The organism is Agrococcus lahaulensis DSM 17612 (genome assembly GCF_000425105.1).
Classification (GTDB): domain Bacteria; phylum Actinomycetota; class Actinomycetes; order Actinomycetales; family Microbacteriaceae; genus Agrococcus; species Agrococcus lahaulensis.
This window is the reverse complement of record NZ_AULD01000006.1, coordinates 324770-341352: the sequence shown is the minus strand read 5'-3', so window position 1 is coordinate 341352 and position 16583 is coordinate 324770. Positions and strand designations below refer to the sequence as shown.

General features: G+C 72.9%; 15 protein-coding genes. 11 read left to right on the top strand and 4 right to left on the bottom strand.

The window, feature by feature from the left end; genetic code table 11:
- Positions 1-5: 5 nt before the first annotated feature.
- Positions 6-590, bottom strand: coding sequence for a PH domain-containing protein (locus H508_RS14950; protein ID WP_051222884.1), 585 nt, complete (start codon positions 588-590; stop codon positions 6-8).
- Between the two features lie 74 nt (positions 591-664).
- Between H508_RS14950 and H508_RS0106410 the strand changes: the two genes are divergently transcribed.
- The 8 genes from H508_RS0106410 to H508_RS0106375 all read left to right on the top strand — a co-directional run bounded on the left by H508_RS0106410 (position 665) and on the right by H508_RS0106375 (position 10524).
- Positions 665-2365, top strand: coding sequence for an ABC transporter ATP-binding protein (locus tag H508_RS0106410; RefSeq protein WP_051222882.1), 1701 nt, complete (start codon positions 665-667; stop codon positions 2363-2365).
- A 90-nt stretch (positions 2366-2455) separates the two neighbouring features.
- A complete protein-coding gene (typA, locus tag H508_RS0106405) occupies positions 2456-4360 on the top strand; it encodes a translational GTPase TypA (protein WP_026373453.1) in 1905 nt (634 codons plus the stop codon).
- Positions 4361-4521: 161 nt separating this feature from the next.
- Positions 4522-5094: an FMN reductase gene (gene msuE, locus H508_RS0106400; protein WP_026373452.1), complete on the top strand. Its 573-nt coding sequence runs from the start codon at positions 4522-4524 to the stop codon at positions 5092-5094.
- A gap of 65 nt (positions 5095-5159) precedes the next feature.
- Positions 5160-6266 (top strand): PIG-L family deacetylase, encoded by a 1107-nt coding sequence (locus H508_RS16680; RefSeq protein WP_051222880.1) that lies wholly within the window; start codon positions 5160-5162, stop codon positions 6264-6266.
- The gene (gene fdxA / locus H508_RS0106390; protein WP_021010148.1) at positions 6263-6583 is read left to right on the top strand and encodes a ferredoxin; all 321 of its coding nucleotides are present in this window, start codon (positions 6263-6265) and stop codon (positions 6581-6583) included. The genes H508_RS16680 and fdxA overlap by 4 nt, the downstream gene beginning before the upstream one ends.
- A 6-nt stretch (positions 6584-6589) precedes the next feature.
- Complete coding sequence (gene dapC, locus H508_RS0106385; RefSeq protein ID WP_026373451.1) at positions 6590-7663, top strand: succinyldiaminopimelate transaminase; 1074 nt, start codon at positions 6590-6592, stop codon at positions 7661-7663.
- Positions 7664-7811: 148 nt separating this feature from the next.
- Complete coding sequence (locus H508_RS0106380; RefSeq protein ID WP_425393456.1) at positions 7812-9029, top strand: citrate synthase; 1218 nt, start codon at positions 7812-7814, stop codon at positions 9027-9029.
- A gap of 43 nt (positions 9030-9072) precedes the next feature.
- Positions 9073-10524: an NCS2 family permease gene (locus H508_RS0106375; protein ID WP_026373449.1), complete on the top strand. Its 1452-nt coding sequence runs from the start codon at positions 9073-9075 to the stop codon at positions 10522-10524.
- A gap of 16 nt (positions 10525-10540) precedes the next feature.
- Here H508_RS0106375 and H508_RS0106370 read toward each other — a convergent pair whose 3' ends face one another.
- From H508_RS0106370 to H508_RS0106360, 3 genes are all read right to left on the bottom strand, one after another.
- Positions 10541-12142 (bottom strand): hypothetical protein, encoded by a 1602-nt coding sequence (locus H508_RS0106370; protein WP_026373448.1) that lies wholly within the window; start codon positions 12140-12142, stop codon positions 10541-10543.
- Positions 12124-12915, bottom strand: a complete 792-nt coding sequence (locus tag H508_RS0106365; RefSeq protein WP_026373447.1) for an ABC transporter ATP-binding protein — start codon at positions 12913-12915, stop codon at positions 12124-12126. Before H508_RS0106365 ends, H508_RS0106370 begins: the two co-directional genes overlap by 19 nt.
- A gap of 98 nt (positions 12916-13013) precedes the next feature.
- Complete coding sequence (locus H508_RS0106360; RefSeq protein ID WP_026373446.1) at positions 13014-13925, bottom strand: tetrahydrodipicolinate N-succinyltransferase N-terminal domain-containing protein; 912 nt, start codon at positions 13923-13925, stop codon at positions 13014-13016.
- A 22-nt stretch (positions 13926-13947) separates the two neighbouring features.
- Between H508_RS0106360 and dapE the strand changes: the two genes are divergently transcribed.
- The 3 genes from dapE to H508_RS17110 all read left to right on the top strand — a co-directional run bounded on the left by dapE (position 13948) and on the right by H508_RS17110 (position 16492).
- On the top strand, positions 13948-15030 hold the full coding sequence (gene dapE, locus H508_RS0106355; protein ID WP_026373445.1) for a succinyl-diaminopimelate desuccinylase: 1083 nt from the start codon (positions 13948-13950) through the stop codon (positions 15028-15030).
- A complete protein-coding gene (locus tag H508_RS0106350; protein ID WP_026373444.1) occupies positions 15012-16193 on the top strand; it encodes a hypothetical protein in 1182 nt (393 codons plus the stop codon). Before dapE ends, H508_RS0106350 begins: the two co-directional genes overlap by 19 nt.
- Positions 16194-16318: 125 nt before the next feature.
- Complete coding sequence (locus H508_RS17110) at positions 16319-16492, top strand: DUF3117 domain-containing protein (RefSeq protein ID WP_021010157.1); 174 nt, start codon at positions 16319-16321, stop codon at positions 16490-16492.
- The last annotated feature ends 91 nt before the right edge of the window (positions 16493-16583 follow it).

Sequence of the window (16583 nt, the reverse complement as noted above, 5' to 3'; positions counted from 1 at the left end):
TGCGGTCAGCGCAGCAGCAGCCCCGCGGCCGCGAGGAGGGCCGGCACCGCGACGACCGCGATCGCCGGCGCGCTCCACGCGCGCGTCGCGCGGGCCGAGTCGTCGAGCAGTCCCTCGTCGCGCAGGTCCTCCCAGTGCGCGCGCGTGACGTGCGCGGCGGCGCCCGAGACGCTGTGCACCGCGTCGCCGGGGCGGATGCCGCCGCCCACGGTGCTCGACTCGCGCGCGAGGCGGATGTCCTCCTGCGTGATGCGGGCGATGCCGTAGCGGCTCGGCGCCGGCGCCGCCCACGCGGTCACGGAGCCCCGCTCGAGCGTGAGCTCGAGGGCCCATTTCGTGTCGATGCGCTTGATGGCGCCCCACGGCACGTGCCAGTCGGTGAAAGGGTTGCGGATCGCGACGCCCTCGGTGTCGACGACGACGCGCGGTCGCCACATGAAGGCCCACGTGACCGCGGCGCCGAGCAGCGGCCACGGCAGCACCCAGAGGCTCGACGCCGGATCGTCGGCGAGCAGGACGCTCACGAGCGCGAGCGCCATGAGGATCCCGATCACCACCGTGATCACCCTGCCGAAGGACGATCGGAACACCGCTCGCTGATAGGCCATCCACTCAGTTTCGCAGACCACCACTGCTTCCCTGACTACGCAGGAGAGGAGCTCCCGTGACCGATACGGCAGCCGCCCCCGTCGCCGAGCGCGAGGTCATCCTCGAGGCCAGCGGCCTCAACGTCGACTTCTGGGTCGACGGCACGTTCTACCCGGCCGTCAAGGACGCCGACTTCCACGTGCGCGCGGGCGAGGTCCTCGCGATCGTCGGCGAGTCCGGCTCGGGCAAGTCGACGACCGCGATGGCGCTCATCAGCCTGCTGCCGCCCAACGCGCGCGTGCGCGGCTCGGTCAAGCTCAAGGGCCGCGAGATCCTCGGCATCCCGGTGCGCGAGATGCGCCACATCCGCGGCAACGAGATCGCGGTGATCTTCCAGGAGCCGATGACGGCGCTCAACCCCGTCTACACGATCGGGTTCCAGATCGTCGAGGCGCTGCGCAGCCACTTCGACCTCACGCCCGACGCCGCGAAGGAGCGGGCGATCGAGCTCATCGCGAAGGTCGAGATCCCCGACCCGCCGACCGCGTTCAACAAGTACCCGCACCAGCTCTCCGGCGGTCAGCGCCAGCGCGCGATGATCGCGCAGTCGCTCGCGTGCGACCCGTCGCTGCTCATCGCCGACGAGCCGACGACCGCCCTCGACGTGACGGTGCAGGCCGAGGTGCTCGACCTCATGCGCAAGCTGAAGGACGAGCTCAGCTCCGCCGTCATCCTCATCACGCACGACATGGGCGTCGTCGCCGACCTGTCGGATCGCATCATCGTCATGCGCAACGGCGAGATGGTCGACCGCGGCACCGCGCTCGACGTCTTCCAGCGCCCCTCGCACGAGTACACGAAGGAGCTGCTCGCCGCGGTCCCGTACCTCGGCGTGCACGAGGACCAGACGGGCCGCGCGTTCGAGGAGTCGAAGATCTCCGACTCCGTCGAGCCGATCCTGAAGTTCACGGATGTCGTGATCGAGTACCCGAAGCGCGGTCGCGTGCCGGCGTTCCGGGCGGCCGAGGACATCAACCTCGCGGTCTACCCCGGCGAGATCCTGGGCCTCGTCGGCGAGTCGGGCTCGGGCAAGACGACGCTCGGTCGCGCCGCGATCGGCCTGCTGCCCATCACCTCGGGCACGCTGAGCGTCGCGGGCTACGACATCTCGGCGGCGTCGATGAAGGACCTGCGACCGCTGCGCGAGAAGACCGGCATCGTCTTCCAGGATCCGTCGTCGTCGCTCAACCCGCGCATGCCGATCGGCGAGTCGATCGGCGAGCCGATCCTGCTCTCGCGACGGGCGGCGAAGGACCCGATCGAGACGAAGGCGCTCGACAAGCGCGTGCAGGAGCTGCTCGAGTCGGTCGAGCTGCCCGCCTCGTACCGCAACCGCTACCCGCACGAGCTCTCGGGCGGCCAGAAGCAGCGCGTCGGCATCGCCCGGGCGCTCGCGCTCGCGCCCGAGGTGCTCATCGCCGACGAGCCGACGAGCGCGCTCGACGTCTCGGTGCAGGCGCGCTTCCTCGAGCTGCTCACGCACATCCAGCAGCAGCTGCAGTTCGCGTGCCTCTTCATCAGCCACGACCTCGCGGTCGTCGACTCGCTCGCCCACCGCATCGCGGTGATGCGGAAGGGCCGCATCGTCGAGGAGGGCACGCGCGACGAGATCCTGCGCGCGCCGAAGGAGGCGTACACGCAGCGACTCATCTCGGCTGTGCCGCTGCCCGACCCGATCGCGCAGCGCGAGCGCCGGGAGGCTCGCCGGGCGAGCTGAGCCCCGCCCTCGACGAACGGCCGCGACCGCCCGCTAGACTGGGGGGTCGCGGCCGTTCGTCGCACACTCCCGACCCCGGAAGGCACCTGCATGCCGATCGCCGCGCGATCAGACCTCCGCAACGTGGCGATCGTCGCCCACGTCGACCACGGAAAGACCACCCTCGTCGACGCGATGCTCACGCAGACCGGCTCGTTCGGCGCCCACGACACGCATGACGAGCGTGCGATGGACTCCAACGAGCTCGAGCGCGAGAAGGGCATCACGATCCTCGCGAAGAACACGGCGATCCGCTACGCCGGCGCGCACGCCGTCGACGGCCCCGTGACCATCAACGTCATCGACACCCCGGGCCACGCCGACTTCGGCGGCGAGGTCGAGCGCGGCCTGTCGATGGTCGACGGCGTCGTGCTGCTCGTCGACGCCTCCGAGGGCCCGCTGCCGCAGACGCGCTTCGTGCTGCGCAAGGCGCTCGAGGCGAAGCTGCCCGTCATCCTGCTCGTCAACAAGACCGACCGCGGCGACGCGCGCATCGACGCCGTCGTGGGGGAGAGCCAGGACCTGCTGCTCGGGCTGGCCTCCGACCTCGCCGACGACGTGCCCGACCTCGACCTCGACGCGGTGCTCGACGTGCCCGTCGTCTACGCCTCCGGCAAGGCCGGCCGCGCCTCGACCGTCAAGCCCGCGAACGGCGAGCTGCCCGACAGCGAGGACCTCGAGCCGCTCTTCGAGGCGATCCTGCAGCACATCCCGGCGCCGACGTACGACGACGAGGCGCCGCTGCAGGCCCACGTGACGAACCTCGACGCATCCCCCTTCCTCGGCCGCATCGCGCTGCTGCGCGTCAAGGCGGGCACGATCCGCAAGGGCCAGACGGTCGCGTGGGTGCGCCACGACGGCGAGGTCTCGAACGTGCGCATCACCGAGCTGCTCGAGACGAAGGCGCTCGACCGCGTGCCCACCGAGAGCGCAGGCCCCGGCGACATCGTCGCGGTCGCGGGCATCCCCGACATCACGATCGGCGAGACGCTCGCCGACCCCGACGACGTGCGGCCGCTCCCGGCGATCACGGTCGACGAGCCGGCCATCTCGATGACGATCGGCACGAACACGTCGCCGCTCGCCGGCAAGGTCAAGGGCGCGAAGCTCACCGCCCGCATGGTGAAGGACCGCCTCGACCGCGAGCTCATCGGCAACGTGTCGCTGCGCGTCGTCGACATCGGCCGCCCCGACGCGTGGGAGGTGCAGGGCCGCGGCGAGCTCGCGCTCGCGATCCTCGTCGAGCAGATGCGCCGCGAGGGCTACGAGCTCACCGTCGGCAAGCCGCAGGTCGTCACGAAGAAGATCGACGGCGTGCTGCACGAGCCCTTCGAGCACCTCACGGTCGACGTGCCGGAGGAGCACCTCGGCGCCGTGACGCAGCTGCTCGCGAGCCGCAAGGGCATCATGGACGGCATGACGAACCACGGCACCGGCTGGGTGCGCATGGAGTTCGTCGTGCCGAGCCGCGGGCTCATCGGCTTCCGCACCGAGTTCATGACCATCACGCGCGGCACGGGCATCGCGAACGCGATCTCGCACGGCTGGCAGCCGTGGGCGGGCGCGATCACGACCCGGAACAACGGCGCGCTCGTCGCCGACCGCTCGGGCTCCGCGACGCCGAACGCGATCATGGCGCTCCAGGAGCGCGGCACGTTCTTCATCAAGCCGGGCGACGACGTCTACGAGGGCATGGTCGTGGGCGAGAACTCGCGCGCCGACGACATGGACGTCAACATCACCAAGGAGAAGAAGCTCAACAACATCCGGTCGTCGACCGGTGAGGAGCTCGAGCGCCTGACCCCGCCCCGGCAGCTCTCGCTCGAGGAGAGCCTCGAGTGGGCGCGCGACGACGAGTGCGTCGAGGTGACGCCGCAGCACGTGCGCATCCGCAAGGTGACGCTCGACGCGACGACGCGCGCTCGCGAGGCCTCGCGCCTCAAGAAGCAGGGCTGACGCAGCCTCGAGCGGACCCCTTCCACCAGCGGGGACCCGGTGCACCGGGTCCCGCTCGGCGGGAGGGGTCCCGTCGTGCCGCGATGCGGCGGGTTCCGCCGTGCACGTCACCGAGCGTCACACTCGAGCGTCGCGCGGGCCCGCGCACCTAGCGTTGCCGCATGACGCATCCCGATCGACTCCGCATCGTCGCCGTGAGCGGCAGCCTGCACCGGCCCTCGTCGACGACCGCGCTCGTCGCGGCGCTCGCCGAGGCGGTCGCGCGGCGGGAGGCCGCCGAGATCGAGGTCATCGAGCTCGCCGAGGTCGGGCCGTCGCTCGCGGGCGCGCTCGACCGCGCTGAGCTGCCGGAGCGGGCCGAGCGGGCGATCCGGGCGATCGAGTCGGCCGACCTGCTCATCGCCGGGAGTCCCGTCTACCGCGCGAGCTTCACGGGGCTCTTCAAGCACCTCTTCGACTTCGTCGACCAGCGGGCGCTCACCGACGTGCCGGTGCTGCTCGCCGCGACCGGCGGCTCGCACCGGCACGCGCTCACGATCGAGCACCAGCTGCGGCCCCTCTTCGCGTTCTTCCAGGCGCTCACGCTGCCCGTCGGCGTCTACGCGGCGAGCGAGGACTTCGCGCACGGGCGCGTGCGGTGCCCTGCGGTGCTCGACCGCATCGAGGCGGCCGCCGACCGGGCGCTCCCATACCTCGGCAGGGTGCCGGCGCCCGTGCGGCCCGCGGTCTTCTAGCCCCGGCTCGCTGGCCGGGAGCGCGCTGGCCGGGAGCGCGCCGGCGAAGTGCTTGGATGGAGGGGATGGATCCCCGCCTCGAGCGCGTGCTCTTCGTGCACGCGCACCCCGATGACGAGACGCTCTCGACCGGCGCCGCGATCGCGACCGTCGCCGCCGGCGGCGGCACCGCGGTCGTCGCGACCTTCACGCTCGGCGAGCGCGGCGAGTCGCGCCCCGACAGCCGCGCGGAGGTCGAGGAGGTCGGCGTCGGCGAGGTGCGCCGGCGCGAGCTCGAGCAGGCGCTGCGCGCCCTCGGCGCGCGCGGTCGCCGCATCCACGGCTGGGACGACTCCGGCATGTCGTGGCTCGCGACCGGCCGGGCCTCGGCCGCGCCCGACGCGCCCGAGACGGCGATGAGCCGCGCCGACCTCGACGACCTCGCGGATGCGCTCGGCGCCGTCATCGAGGAGGTCGACCCGACCGCGATCGTCACGTACGACGCCGACGGCGGCTACGGCCACCCCGACCACGTCGCCGCGCACCGCGCATCCGTCATCGCCGCCCGGCGCTACGACCTCCCGCTGTACGTGCGCACCGACCGCCCCGCCGACGTCGCGTTCGAGCTCGCGCCGGTGCGGGATCGCGTCGAGGGCGCGCTCGCGGCGCACCGCTCGCAGCTCGTGCTCGTCGGCGACGAGGTCGAGCACGTCGGCGGGCAGCGCCGGCCGCTCGACGCGGTCGAGCACTACCGGCTCATCGAGACGCGCCCCGAGCGCCGCACCCGCTGGAGCCTCCGCGTCGGCGGCCTCCTCGCGGGCGTCGTCGTCGGCGTCGTCGGCACCTTCTCGCACCAGCAGGTGCCGTTCGGCATCGCGCTCTCGCTCCTCGCCGCCGTCGGCCTCATCGCGGGGGTGCGCGCGGCATCGGGCTCGCGGCAGCTCACGATCGCGACCGTCATCGGGCTCGTCGGCGTCGTCGCGCTCGTCGCGATCGACCCGCTCGGCCGCGGCGCGTGGGGCACGGAGCGCGCGCTCATCCCGGCGAACCTCGCGGGCTGGCTCTGGACGCTCGTGCCGGCGGCCGCGTCGTTCGTCGCGCTCGCGTGGCCCGACGCGGAGGCGATGCGGCGGATTAGGATGGCTGGACGGGCGCAGCCCGATCGGTCGTCGACGGAAGGGGAACAGCCATGACCTACGTGATCGCGCTCCCGTGCGTCGACGTGAAGGACCGCGCGTGCGTCGACGAGTGCCCCGTCGACTGCATCTACGAGGGCGAGCGGATGCTCTACATCCACCCCGACGAGTGCGTCGACTGCGGCGCGTGCGAGCCCGTGTGCCCCGTCGAGGCGATCTTCTACGAGGACGACACGCCGGAGGAGTGGGCCGAGTACTACGAGGCCAACGTGCACTTCTTCGACGAGATCGGCTCGCCCGGCGGCGCCGCGAAGGTCGGCGTCATCAAGCACGACCACCCGATCGTCGCCGCCCTGCCGCCCCAGAGCGTCTGACGCCGGATGCGGCTGCCCGACTTCCCCTGGGACACGCTCGCCGGCGCGAAGGCGATCGCCGCCGCGCACCCGCGCGGCCTCGTCGACCTGAGCGTCGGCTCGCCCGTCGACCCCACGCCCGAGCTGCTGCAGCGGGCGCTGCGCGAGGCGACCGACGCGCACGGCTACCCGACGAACTGGGGCACGCCCGAAGTGCGCCGCGCGATCGTCGCGTGGTTCGAGCGCGTCCGCGGCGTGCCGGGGCTGACCGAGGAGGGCGTGCTCGTCACCGTCGGCTCGAAGGAGCTCGTCGCGGGCCTCCCGCAGCAGCTCGGCCTCGGCGTCGGCGACGCGGTCGTGCACCCGCGCGTCGCCTACCCGACGTACGACATCGGCGCGGGCATGGCCGGTGCGACGCCCGTGCCCGCCGACGACCCCGACGACTGGCCCGCCGAGACGAGGCTCGTGTGGGTCAACTCGCCGTCGAACCCGACGGGCGCCGTGCTCGGCACGGATGCGCTGCGGCGCATCGTGACCGCCGCGCGCGAGCGGGGGATCGTGGTCGCGAGCGACGAGTGCTACGCGCGGCTGCCGTGGGAGGTCGACGAGGCGCCGTCGATCCTCGACCCGCGCGTCACGGGCGGCGACCTGTCGGGCCTCATCGCCGTGTACTCGCTCAGCAAGCAGTCGAACCTCGCCGGCTACCGCGCGGCCTTCGTCGCGGGCGACGCGCCGCTCGTGCAGCGCGTGCTCGCGGTGCGCAAGCACCTCGGGCTCATGGCGCCGAGCCCCGTGCAGCACGCGCTCGCCGTCGCGCTCGGCGACGAGGCGCACGTCGCCGAGCAGCGCGAGCGCTACCGCGCCCGCCGCGCGCAGCTGCTGCCGGCGCTCGAGGCGCGCGGCTTCGACGTCGCCTCCGAGGCGGGCCTCTACCTCTGGGCCACGGACGGCACGGATGCGCTCGCGCAGGTCGACGCGCTCGCCCGGCTCGGGATCCTGGTCGCGCCGGGCACCTTCTACGGCGATCCGAGCCACGTGCGCGTCGCGCTCACCGCGCCCGACGAGCGCATCGCCGAGGCCGCAGCGCGCCTGCGCGGCTGAGGCACCGGGCCGAGGAAGGGCACGGCTTCGCGCCGGGTAGGCTGTCAAGGTGACTGAGAACGCCGCGCTCGATCCTGCCCGCTCCGCGGACGCATCCGCACCGCGCACCGTGACGCTGCAGCACGCGGGCGGCACGACCCCGCTCGAGGTGCTCGAGGCCTCCGACGGCCGCTCGGCCATCGACGTCGCGAAGCTGACGAAGGAGACGGGCCTCACGGCGCTCGACTACGGCTTCGTCAACACCGCGGCGACCCGCTCGTCGATCACCTACATCGACGGCGACCAGGGCATCCTGCGCTACCGCGGCTACCCGATCGAGGAGCTCGCGGAGCAGAAGACGTTCCTCGACGTCGCGCACCTGCTCATCTACGGCGAGCTCCCGACGGAGGACGAGCTCGCGAGCTTCGACCACCGCGTGCGCCGCCACACGCTCCTCCACGAGGATCTGCGCCGCTTCTTCGACGCGCTGCCGCGCGACGCGCACCCGATGAGCGCGCTCTCGAGCGCCGTCTCCGCGCTCTCGACGTACTACGAGGCCGACCACGACCCGCGCGACCTCGACAAGGTCGACAAGCAGACCATCCGGCTGCTCGCGAAGATGCCCGTCATCGCCGCGTACGCGCACAAGAAGTCGATCGGGCAGGCCTTCCTGTACCCCGACAACTCGATGAGCTTCGTCGAGAACTACCTCAAGCTCAACTTCGGCATCCAGGCCGAGCCCTACGTGCAGAACCCGGTGATGGTGCGCGCGCTCGAGCGGCTCCTCATCCTGCACGCCGACCACGAGCAGAACGCGTCGACGTCGACCGTGCGGCTCGTGGGATCGACGGAGGCGAACCTGTTCGCGTCGGTCTCCGCGGGCATCCACGCCCTCTCCGGCCCGCTGCACGGCGGCGCGAACGAGGCGGTGCTGCAGATGCTGCGCGGCATCCGGGACTCGGGCGAGAGCGTCGAGCGCTTCGTCGAGCGCGTCAAGCGCAAGGAGCAGGGCGTCAAGCTCATGGGCTTCGGGCACCGCGTCTACAAGAACTACGACCCGCGCGCGAAGCTCGTGAAGCAGTCGGCCGAGGAGGTGCTCGCGCAGCTCGGCGTGCGCGACCCGCTGCTCGACATCGCGCAGGAGCTCGAGCAGGTCGCGCTCGCCGACGACTACTTCAAGGAGCGCAAGCTCTACCCGAACGTCGACTTCTACACCGGCGTCATCTACAAGGCGATGGGCTTCCCGGAGCGCATGTTCACGGTGCTGTTCGCGATCGGCCGGCTGCCCGGCTGGATCGCCCACTGGCGCGAGATGATGCTCGACCCGCAGACGAAGATCGGCCGCCCGCAGCAGCTCTACGTCGGCCCCGTCGAGCGCCACATCTAGACCCATCACCCCGCCGCCTGCGCGGCACGAGCACGGAGCTCCCATGACCAGCACCACGCAGGCGTCGCCCAAGGGCGCGCTCGACCGCTTCTTCAAGATCTCCGCGCGCGGCTCGAGCGTCGCGCAAGAGGTGCGCGGCGGCCTCGTGACGTTCTTCGCGATGGCCTACATCATCGTGCTGAACCCGCTCATCATCGGCGGCTTCGCGCCCGAGCAGGCGGCGACCGACGTCGAGGGCGGATGGCTCCCCAACGGCCAGGTCGCGGCCGTCACCGCGCTCGTGGGCGGGGTCATGACGCTCGCGATGGGGCTCATCGCGAACGTGCCGTTCGGGCTCGCCGCGGGGCTCGGGATCAACTCGTTCCTCGCGTTCGGGCTCGTGGGCGAGCTCACGTGGCCCGAGGCGATGGGGCTCGTGCTCATCAACGGCCTCATCATCGTCGTGCTCGCCGCGACGGGCCTGCGGCGGATGATCTTCGACGCCGTGCCCGCGCCGCTCAAGAGCGCGATCGCGGTCGGCATCGGCCTCTTCATCGCCTTCATCGGCTTCGTCGACTCGGGCTTCGTGCGCTCGACGGGCGCAGCGTCGCCGCCCGTCGAGCTCGGCGACGGCGGCTCGATCACGAGCCTGCCGACCGCGACGTTCGTCATCGGCGTCGTGCTCATGGGCATCCTGCTCGCCCGCCGCGTCAAGGGCGCGCTGCTCATCGGCATCGTCGCGACGACCGCGATCGCGATCGTGCTCGAGTCGATCTTCCGCGTCGGCCCCTCGCTCGGGGCGAACCCCGACGCGTGGAACCTCAACGCGCCCGCGCTGCCGACGAGCGTCGTCGCGCTGCCCGACCTCTCGCTCATCGGCCAGGTGTCGTTCGGCTCGTTCGAGCGCATCGGGGTGCTCGCGACGACGATGTTCGTCTTCACGCTCGTGTTCATGAACTTCTTCGACGCGATGGGCACCATGACGGGCCTCGCGCGGCAAGCGGGCATCGCGACGCCTGACGGCCAGTTCCCGGGCCTCAAGCGCGCGCTCCTCGTCGAGGGCTTCGGCGCGGTCGCGGGCGGCGGCGCGAGCGCCTCGTCGAACACCGTCTTCGTCGACTCGGCCGCCGGCGTCGGCGAGGGAGCCCGCACGGGCCTCGCGTCGGTCGTCACGGGGCTACTGTTCCTGGCCGCGATGTTCCTCACGCCGCTCACGCAGATCGTGCCGCTCGAGGTGGCCGCGGCGACGCTCGTCGTCGTCGGCGCGATGATGATGAGCCAGATCACCGACATCGACTTCACCGACTTCCGGGTGGCGCTCCCGGCGTTCCTCACGATCGTCGTGATGCCGCTCACCTACAACATCGCGAACGGCATCGGCGTCGGCTTCATCGCCTGGGTCCTCATCAACGCCGTCTCCGGTCGCGTGAAGCAGATCTCGCCGCTCCTGTGGATCGTCGCGGCGCTCTTCGTCGTGTTCTTCGTGCGCGGCCCGCTGCAGGCGATCATCGGCTGACGATCGGGGGAGCGGCTCAGCGCTCCTTCGACACGTGCGCGAGCACCTCGGGGCCGCGCCGGTCGAGCGTCGCGCCGCCGACCCGGATCCCGAACCACGCGCCGAGCGCGCCCACGACGAGTCCGACGGCGAGACTCAGCCACCCGAGCCACGGGATCCAGATCGCCGCGATCGCGAGCCCGATCGCGGGGGCGCCGATCGTGCCGAGCACGGGGAGCGTGAGCGCGAGGCCCGCGAGCGACTGCACGCCGCCGGAGGAGCCGCGCCCGAGCGGGTTCGCGCCGGGCGCGGGCGCGTCGCCCGGCAGCAGCGCGCCGAGCCACAGGAGCGCGCCGGCGACCAGCAGGAAGGTGCCGACGCTCGCGCCGATGCTCCCCGGGAGCAGCTCCCAGCGCCCGCTCGCCCACGTCGCGAGCACGGCGGTCACCACGAGCGCGGGCAGGTAGACGATCGAGATGCCGAGCAGCCGCCCGGCGCGGTCGGCGCTGCCCCGCACGCCGGTGAGCAGGTGCCACGCGAAGGCGCTGTTGTCGTAGGCGACGTCGATCTGCACGATCGCGGCCGCGACGATCGCCATGAGCAGCGGCAGGAGGGCGAGCCCGTCGGCGGGGATGCCGGCGCCGTCGACCTCGACCCGCACGAGCCCCGCGAGGTGCACGCCGCCGATGATGACGGGGATCATGAGGGTCGCGATGACGTTCATGAGGTGGCGCACGTCGCGGCGCCGGTAGCGGATGCTGCGCGCCGCGATGGCGCCGGCCGGTGTCGCGGGCAGCATCCGGTCGAGCACGCGGCCCTCCCGCACGCGGCCGCCGCCGCGCAGCACGATCGGGTTCGTGAGCCGCTCGCCGAGCAGCCGACCCCAGCCCCACCACGCGATCGCGATCGTCGCGATCGCGATCGCGAGCTTCGCCGCAGCCTCGAGCCACGCGCCGTCGGCGGCGGCGCGCGGGAGGTCGAACGCGGCGCCGAGCGGCGTCCACGCGAGCACCGAGACGGCCGTGCCGATCGCGCCGGCGAGGTCGGCGAGCCCGCTGAGCCCGCTCGCGAAGAGCTGGATGCCGAACGCCGCGGTGAGGATCACGAGCAGCAGCAGGATCGCCATCGCGTCGCGCGCGCGCTTGCTCGCGAGCTGGCGCGCGAGCAGGTCGGCGCCCGCCCGCGCGAGCAGGAGCACGGTCGCGACGCCGATCGGGAGCGCGAGCACGGCGGCGACGAGCGCGACGGGGGAGGTCGACCAGACGATGAGCCACAGCGCGAGCGCGAGCGCCGCGACGACGCTCCAGGGCTCGAGCACCTGCGCGGCGAGCAGGCCGGCGCGCAGCTGCCGCGCGCGCAGCGGCAGCAGGCTGAAGCGCTCGGGCGCGAGCGGGTCGCTCGTGCCGACGAGCACGGCGATCGCCGTGAGCACGACCACGAGCGCCGCGCCGCCGAGCACGGCGAGCGCGGCGCCGAGCTCCGGCGCGAGCGCGCGCACCGCGATCGCGGCGAGCGCGGTGCCGCCGAGCAGCGACAGCCCGCCGAGCACGCTCATGATGAGCGCGACGATCGCCCACGGGCTCTGCTGGAGGGTGCCGAGCAGCAGCCGGAACCGCAGCGCTACGAAGTGCGCAGCCATGCGAGCGACTCCCCTCCCTGCGCCTGCTGGCCGACCATCTGCACGAAGCGCTCCTGCAGGCTCGCGCCCGCGCGCACCTCGTCGAGCGTCCCGGTGGCGATGAGCCTGCCGTCGGCGACGACGGCGACCCGATCGCACAGCGACTCGACGAGCTCCATCACGTGGCTCGAGAGCACGACGGTGCCGCCCGAGGCGACGAAGTCGCGCAGGATCGCGCGGATCGCCTCGCCCGAGACCGGGTCGACGGCCTCGAACGGCTCGTCGAGCACGAGCAGCCGGGGGGCGTGGATGAGCGCGCTCGCGAGCGCGATCTTCTTGCGCATGCCGGCGGAGTAGTCGGCGACGAGCGTGCCGCCCGTGTCGGCGAGCCCGAGCGCCTCGAGCAGCGACGCCGAGCGGCGCGCGACCTCCTCCTCGGGGAGCGAGCGCAGCAGGCCGTTGTAGCGCAGCAGCTCGGCGCCCGTGAGCCGGTCGAAGAGGTGCACGCCATCGGGCAGCACGCCCATGCGCGCCTTCGCCGCGGCGGGGTCGCGCCACACGTCGTGCCCGAGCACGGCCGCGGCGCCGTGGTCGGGGCGCAGCAGCCCGGTCGCCATCGAGAGCGTCGTCGTCTTGCCCGCGCCGTTGGGGCCGACGAGGCCGAGCATCGAGCCCTGCGGCACGGTGAGCGTCAGCCCGTCGACGGCGACCTTGGGGCCGAACCGCTTCGCGAGCCGCTCGAGGTGCAGGGCGGGCGGCACGTGCTGGGCGTCGGGCGGCGTCGGATGCGTCATGGTCGCAAGCCTCTCAGGTGCGGTCCGCCCTGCGCGTCCCTCGAGCGGCTGATCCTGCGGGCTCCCTCAGCCGGGGGAGCGGCGGCCCCGCCGCCGGCTCAGTGCAGGGCGGCGTTGAGCTCGATGCCGCGGCCGTCGCGCGCGACCGCCTCGACGGCGCCCGTGAGCGAGTTGCGGCGGAGGAGCAGGTTCGGGCGGCCCGAGAGCTCGGATGCCTTGACCGTCTCGCCGCCGGGCACGAGCGTCACCTTCGTGCCGGCCGTGACGTAGAGCCCCGCCTCGACGACGGAGTCGTCGCCCACCGAGATGCCGACGCCCGAGTTGGCGCCGAGCAGCACGCGCTCGCCGATGACGATGCGCTCGGTGCCGCCGCCGGAGAGCGTGCCCATGATCGAGGCGCCGCCGCCGACGTCGGTGCCGTCGCCCACGACGACGCCCTGCGAGATGCGTCCCTCGACCATCGAGGCCCCGAGCGTGCCGGCGTTGAAGTTCACGAAGCCCTCGTGCATCACGACGGTACCGGGCGCGAGGTGCGCCCCGAGGCGGATGCGCGCGGCGTCGCCGATGCGGACGCCCGAGGGGAGCACGTAGTCCGTCATGCGCGGGAATCGGTCGACGAGCTGCACCTGGATGCCGGCGCGCTGCAGCGCCACGCGGTGCTGGGCGGCCCATGCGGGATCGACGGGTCCGGCGCTCGTCCACGCGATGATCGGCAGGGTGCCGAAGAGGCCGTCGAGGTCGATCGAGTTCGGCCGCACGAGCCGGTGGCTCAGCAGGTGCAGTCGCAGGTAGGCGTCCTCGACGGACGACGGCGACGCATCCAGGTCGATCTCGACGAGCCGCGGCTCGAGCTCGACCCCGCGCTCGGGCACGGGGCCGGCGTGCCGCGCGAGCTCCTCGGGCGCGGCGCTCCCGTCCGCGGGGCCGAGGGCCGGGGCGGGGAACCAGGCGTCGAGCGGCTTCCCCTCGAAGAGCGTGACGAGTGCGTGTCCGTGTGCGAGGCGGGCCATGCTCCAAGTCTAGGCTTGCGCCATGGCCGCCCCCTCCCTCGACCTGACCGCGACGAGCCTCGACCTCACGCGGGCGCTGTGCGACATCGACTCCGTCTCGGGCAACGAGACGCCGCTCGCCGACGCGATCGAGGCGGCCGTCCGGGCGTGCTCGCACCTCGAGGTGACGCGCGTGGGCGACACGGTCGTCGCCCGCACCGAGCTCGGGCGCGAGCGGCGGGTCGTGATCGCCGGCCACATCGACACCGTGCCGGTCAACGGCAACCTGCCGAGCCGCGACGCCGTCGTCGACGGCGAGCCGCACCTGTGGGGCCGCGGCACCGTCGACATGAAGGCGGGCGTCGCGGTGCAGCTGAAGCTCGCCGCCGAGCTCTCCGACCCCGCGGTCGACCTGACGTGGATCTGGTACGACCACGAGGAGGTCAGCGCCGAGCTCAACGGCCTGCGCCTGCTCGCCGCCGCGCGGCCCGAGCTCACGCAGGGCGACTTCGCGATCCTCGGCGAGCCCTCGAACGGCACGATCGAGGGCGGCTGCAACGGCACGCTGCGCGTCGAGGTGCGCACGCGCGGCGTGCGCGCGCACTCGGCGCGCGCGTGGGCGGGCCGCAACGCCATCCACGACGCCGCCGAGGTGCTGCAGCGGCTGCGCGACAACCAGCCCGGCGAGGTCGAGGTCGACGGCCTCGCCTACCGCGAGGGGCTCAACGCCGTCATGATCTCGGGCGGCGTCGCGGGCAACGTCATCCCCGACGAGTGCGTCGTGGCGGTGAACTACCGCTTCGCGCCGTCGCGCTCGCTCGAGGAGGCGACGGGGCGCATGATGGAGCTCTTCGAGGGCTTCGAGGTCGAGGTCGTCGACGCGGCCGCGGGCGCGCGGCCGGGCCTCGACGCGCCGCTCGCGCAGGAGTTCATCGCCGCGGTGGGCGTGGAGCCGACCCCGAAGTACGGCTGGACCGACGTCGCGCGCTTCTCGAGCCTCGGCATCCCCGCCGTCAACTTCGGCCCCGGCGACCCGACCAAGGCGCACGCCGACGACGAGTCGGTGCCGGTCGCGCAGATCGAGCACGTCGAGCAGAGCCTGCGGGCGTGGCTCTCGCGACGCTGACCGACCGGGCGCGCGTCGCCGAGCGCTGGTGGCTGTGGCCGCTCGCGCTCTGGGCGGTGTCGCGGCTCGTGTCGACGGCGTTCCTCGGGGCCTTCGCGGGCGTGCAGGAGCGCAGCCACTGGACGCCCGCGCAGCCCGACCTGCTCGACTACTCGACGATGTGGGACGCCCACTGGTACTACATCGTCGCGGTCTCCGGCTACCCGGTGGAGCTGCCGCGGGGCGACGACGGCCACGTCGGCGAGAACGCGTGGGCCTTCATGCCCGTCTATCCCATGCTCGCGCGCCTGCTCATGCTCACGGGCCTGCCGTGGGAGGGCGCGGCGGTGCTGCTCTCGGTCGGCGCATCCGCCGGCTTCGCCCTCGTCGCCTACCGGCTCTTCCAGGACCTCGCGCCGGGCCGCGAGCGCTTCGCCCTCGCGCTCGTGCTCCTCTCGCCCGTCGCGCCCGTGCTGCAGCTCGGCTACGCCGAGTCGCTCTTCCTGCTGCTGCTCGCCGGTGCGCTGCTCGCGTGGCGGCGCCGCGCGTGGGAGTGGCTGTGGGTGCTCATCCCGATCCTGTCGCTCACGCGCCCCGGCGGGCTCGCGCTCGCCTTCGCGCTCGGGCTGTGGTTCCTCGTGCGCTGGTGGCGCGAGCGCGACGGCTTCCCGGTCGGGGAGCGATGGATGCTCGTGGGGCTCGGGGCGTGGAGCGCGCTGTGGGGCTTCGGCTGGCTCATCGCGTGCACGATCGTGACGGGGAGCCTCGGCTCCTACCTCGAGACGGAGCTCTCGTGGCGATCGGCCTACATCGGCAGGCAGGAGCTCGTGCCGTTCACGCCGTGGCCGATCGGGCTCGAGTGGTGGTTCGGCGCGTGGTGGCCGGTGTGGCTCGTCGGCATCGTCGGCGCCGCCGTCGCGCTGCTCGCGGGCCCGTGGGCGAGGGGCGTGGCGCTCGAGGGCCGGCTCTGGACGATCGCGTACTTCGCCTACCTCGCGGCCGTGTGGTTCCCGCAGTCGTCGACGTGGCGGCTGCTCATGCCGGCCTTCCCGGCCGCGCTCATCCTCGCCGCCGTCCGGCCCGCGTGGGCCCGCGGCCTCATGCTCGCCGCCTCGATCGCGCTGCAGCCCGTCTGGATCTGGTTCTGCTGGCATCACAACGCGCCGGACTGGACCGTGCCCTAGCAGCGCAGTGCCGCAGCGCCCCGGTGCCTACCACATCGCGCGAAGCGGTGCTTGAGCGTGCCGATAGTGAAACCTGTCACCTCGCCGTGAGAAGATGGGTGGACGAGAACCGAAGGGGGAGCCGTATGGCCGCCATGAAACCACGCACCGGGGATGGACCGCTCGAGGCCGTCAAGGAGGGCAGGCTCATCGTCGTCCGCGTGCCGCTCGAGGGCGGGGGTCGCCTGGTCGTCTCCGTGAACGACGAAGAGGCCGCCGCGCTGCACAAGGCGCTGGGCGAGGTCGTCGTCACGGCGTGACGGCTGCGCGCTGCTGAATCCACGAGCAAGAGGGCCGATCCATAGGCGGGTCGGCCCTCTTCGCGTTCCCCGTTGATCGAGTAGGTGGCGC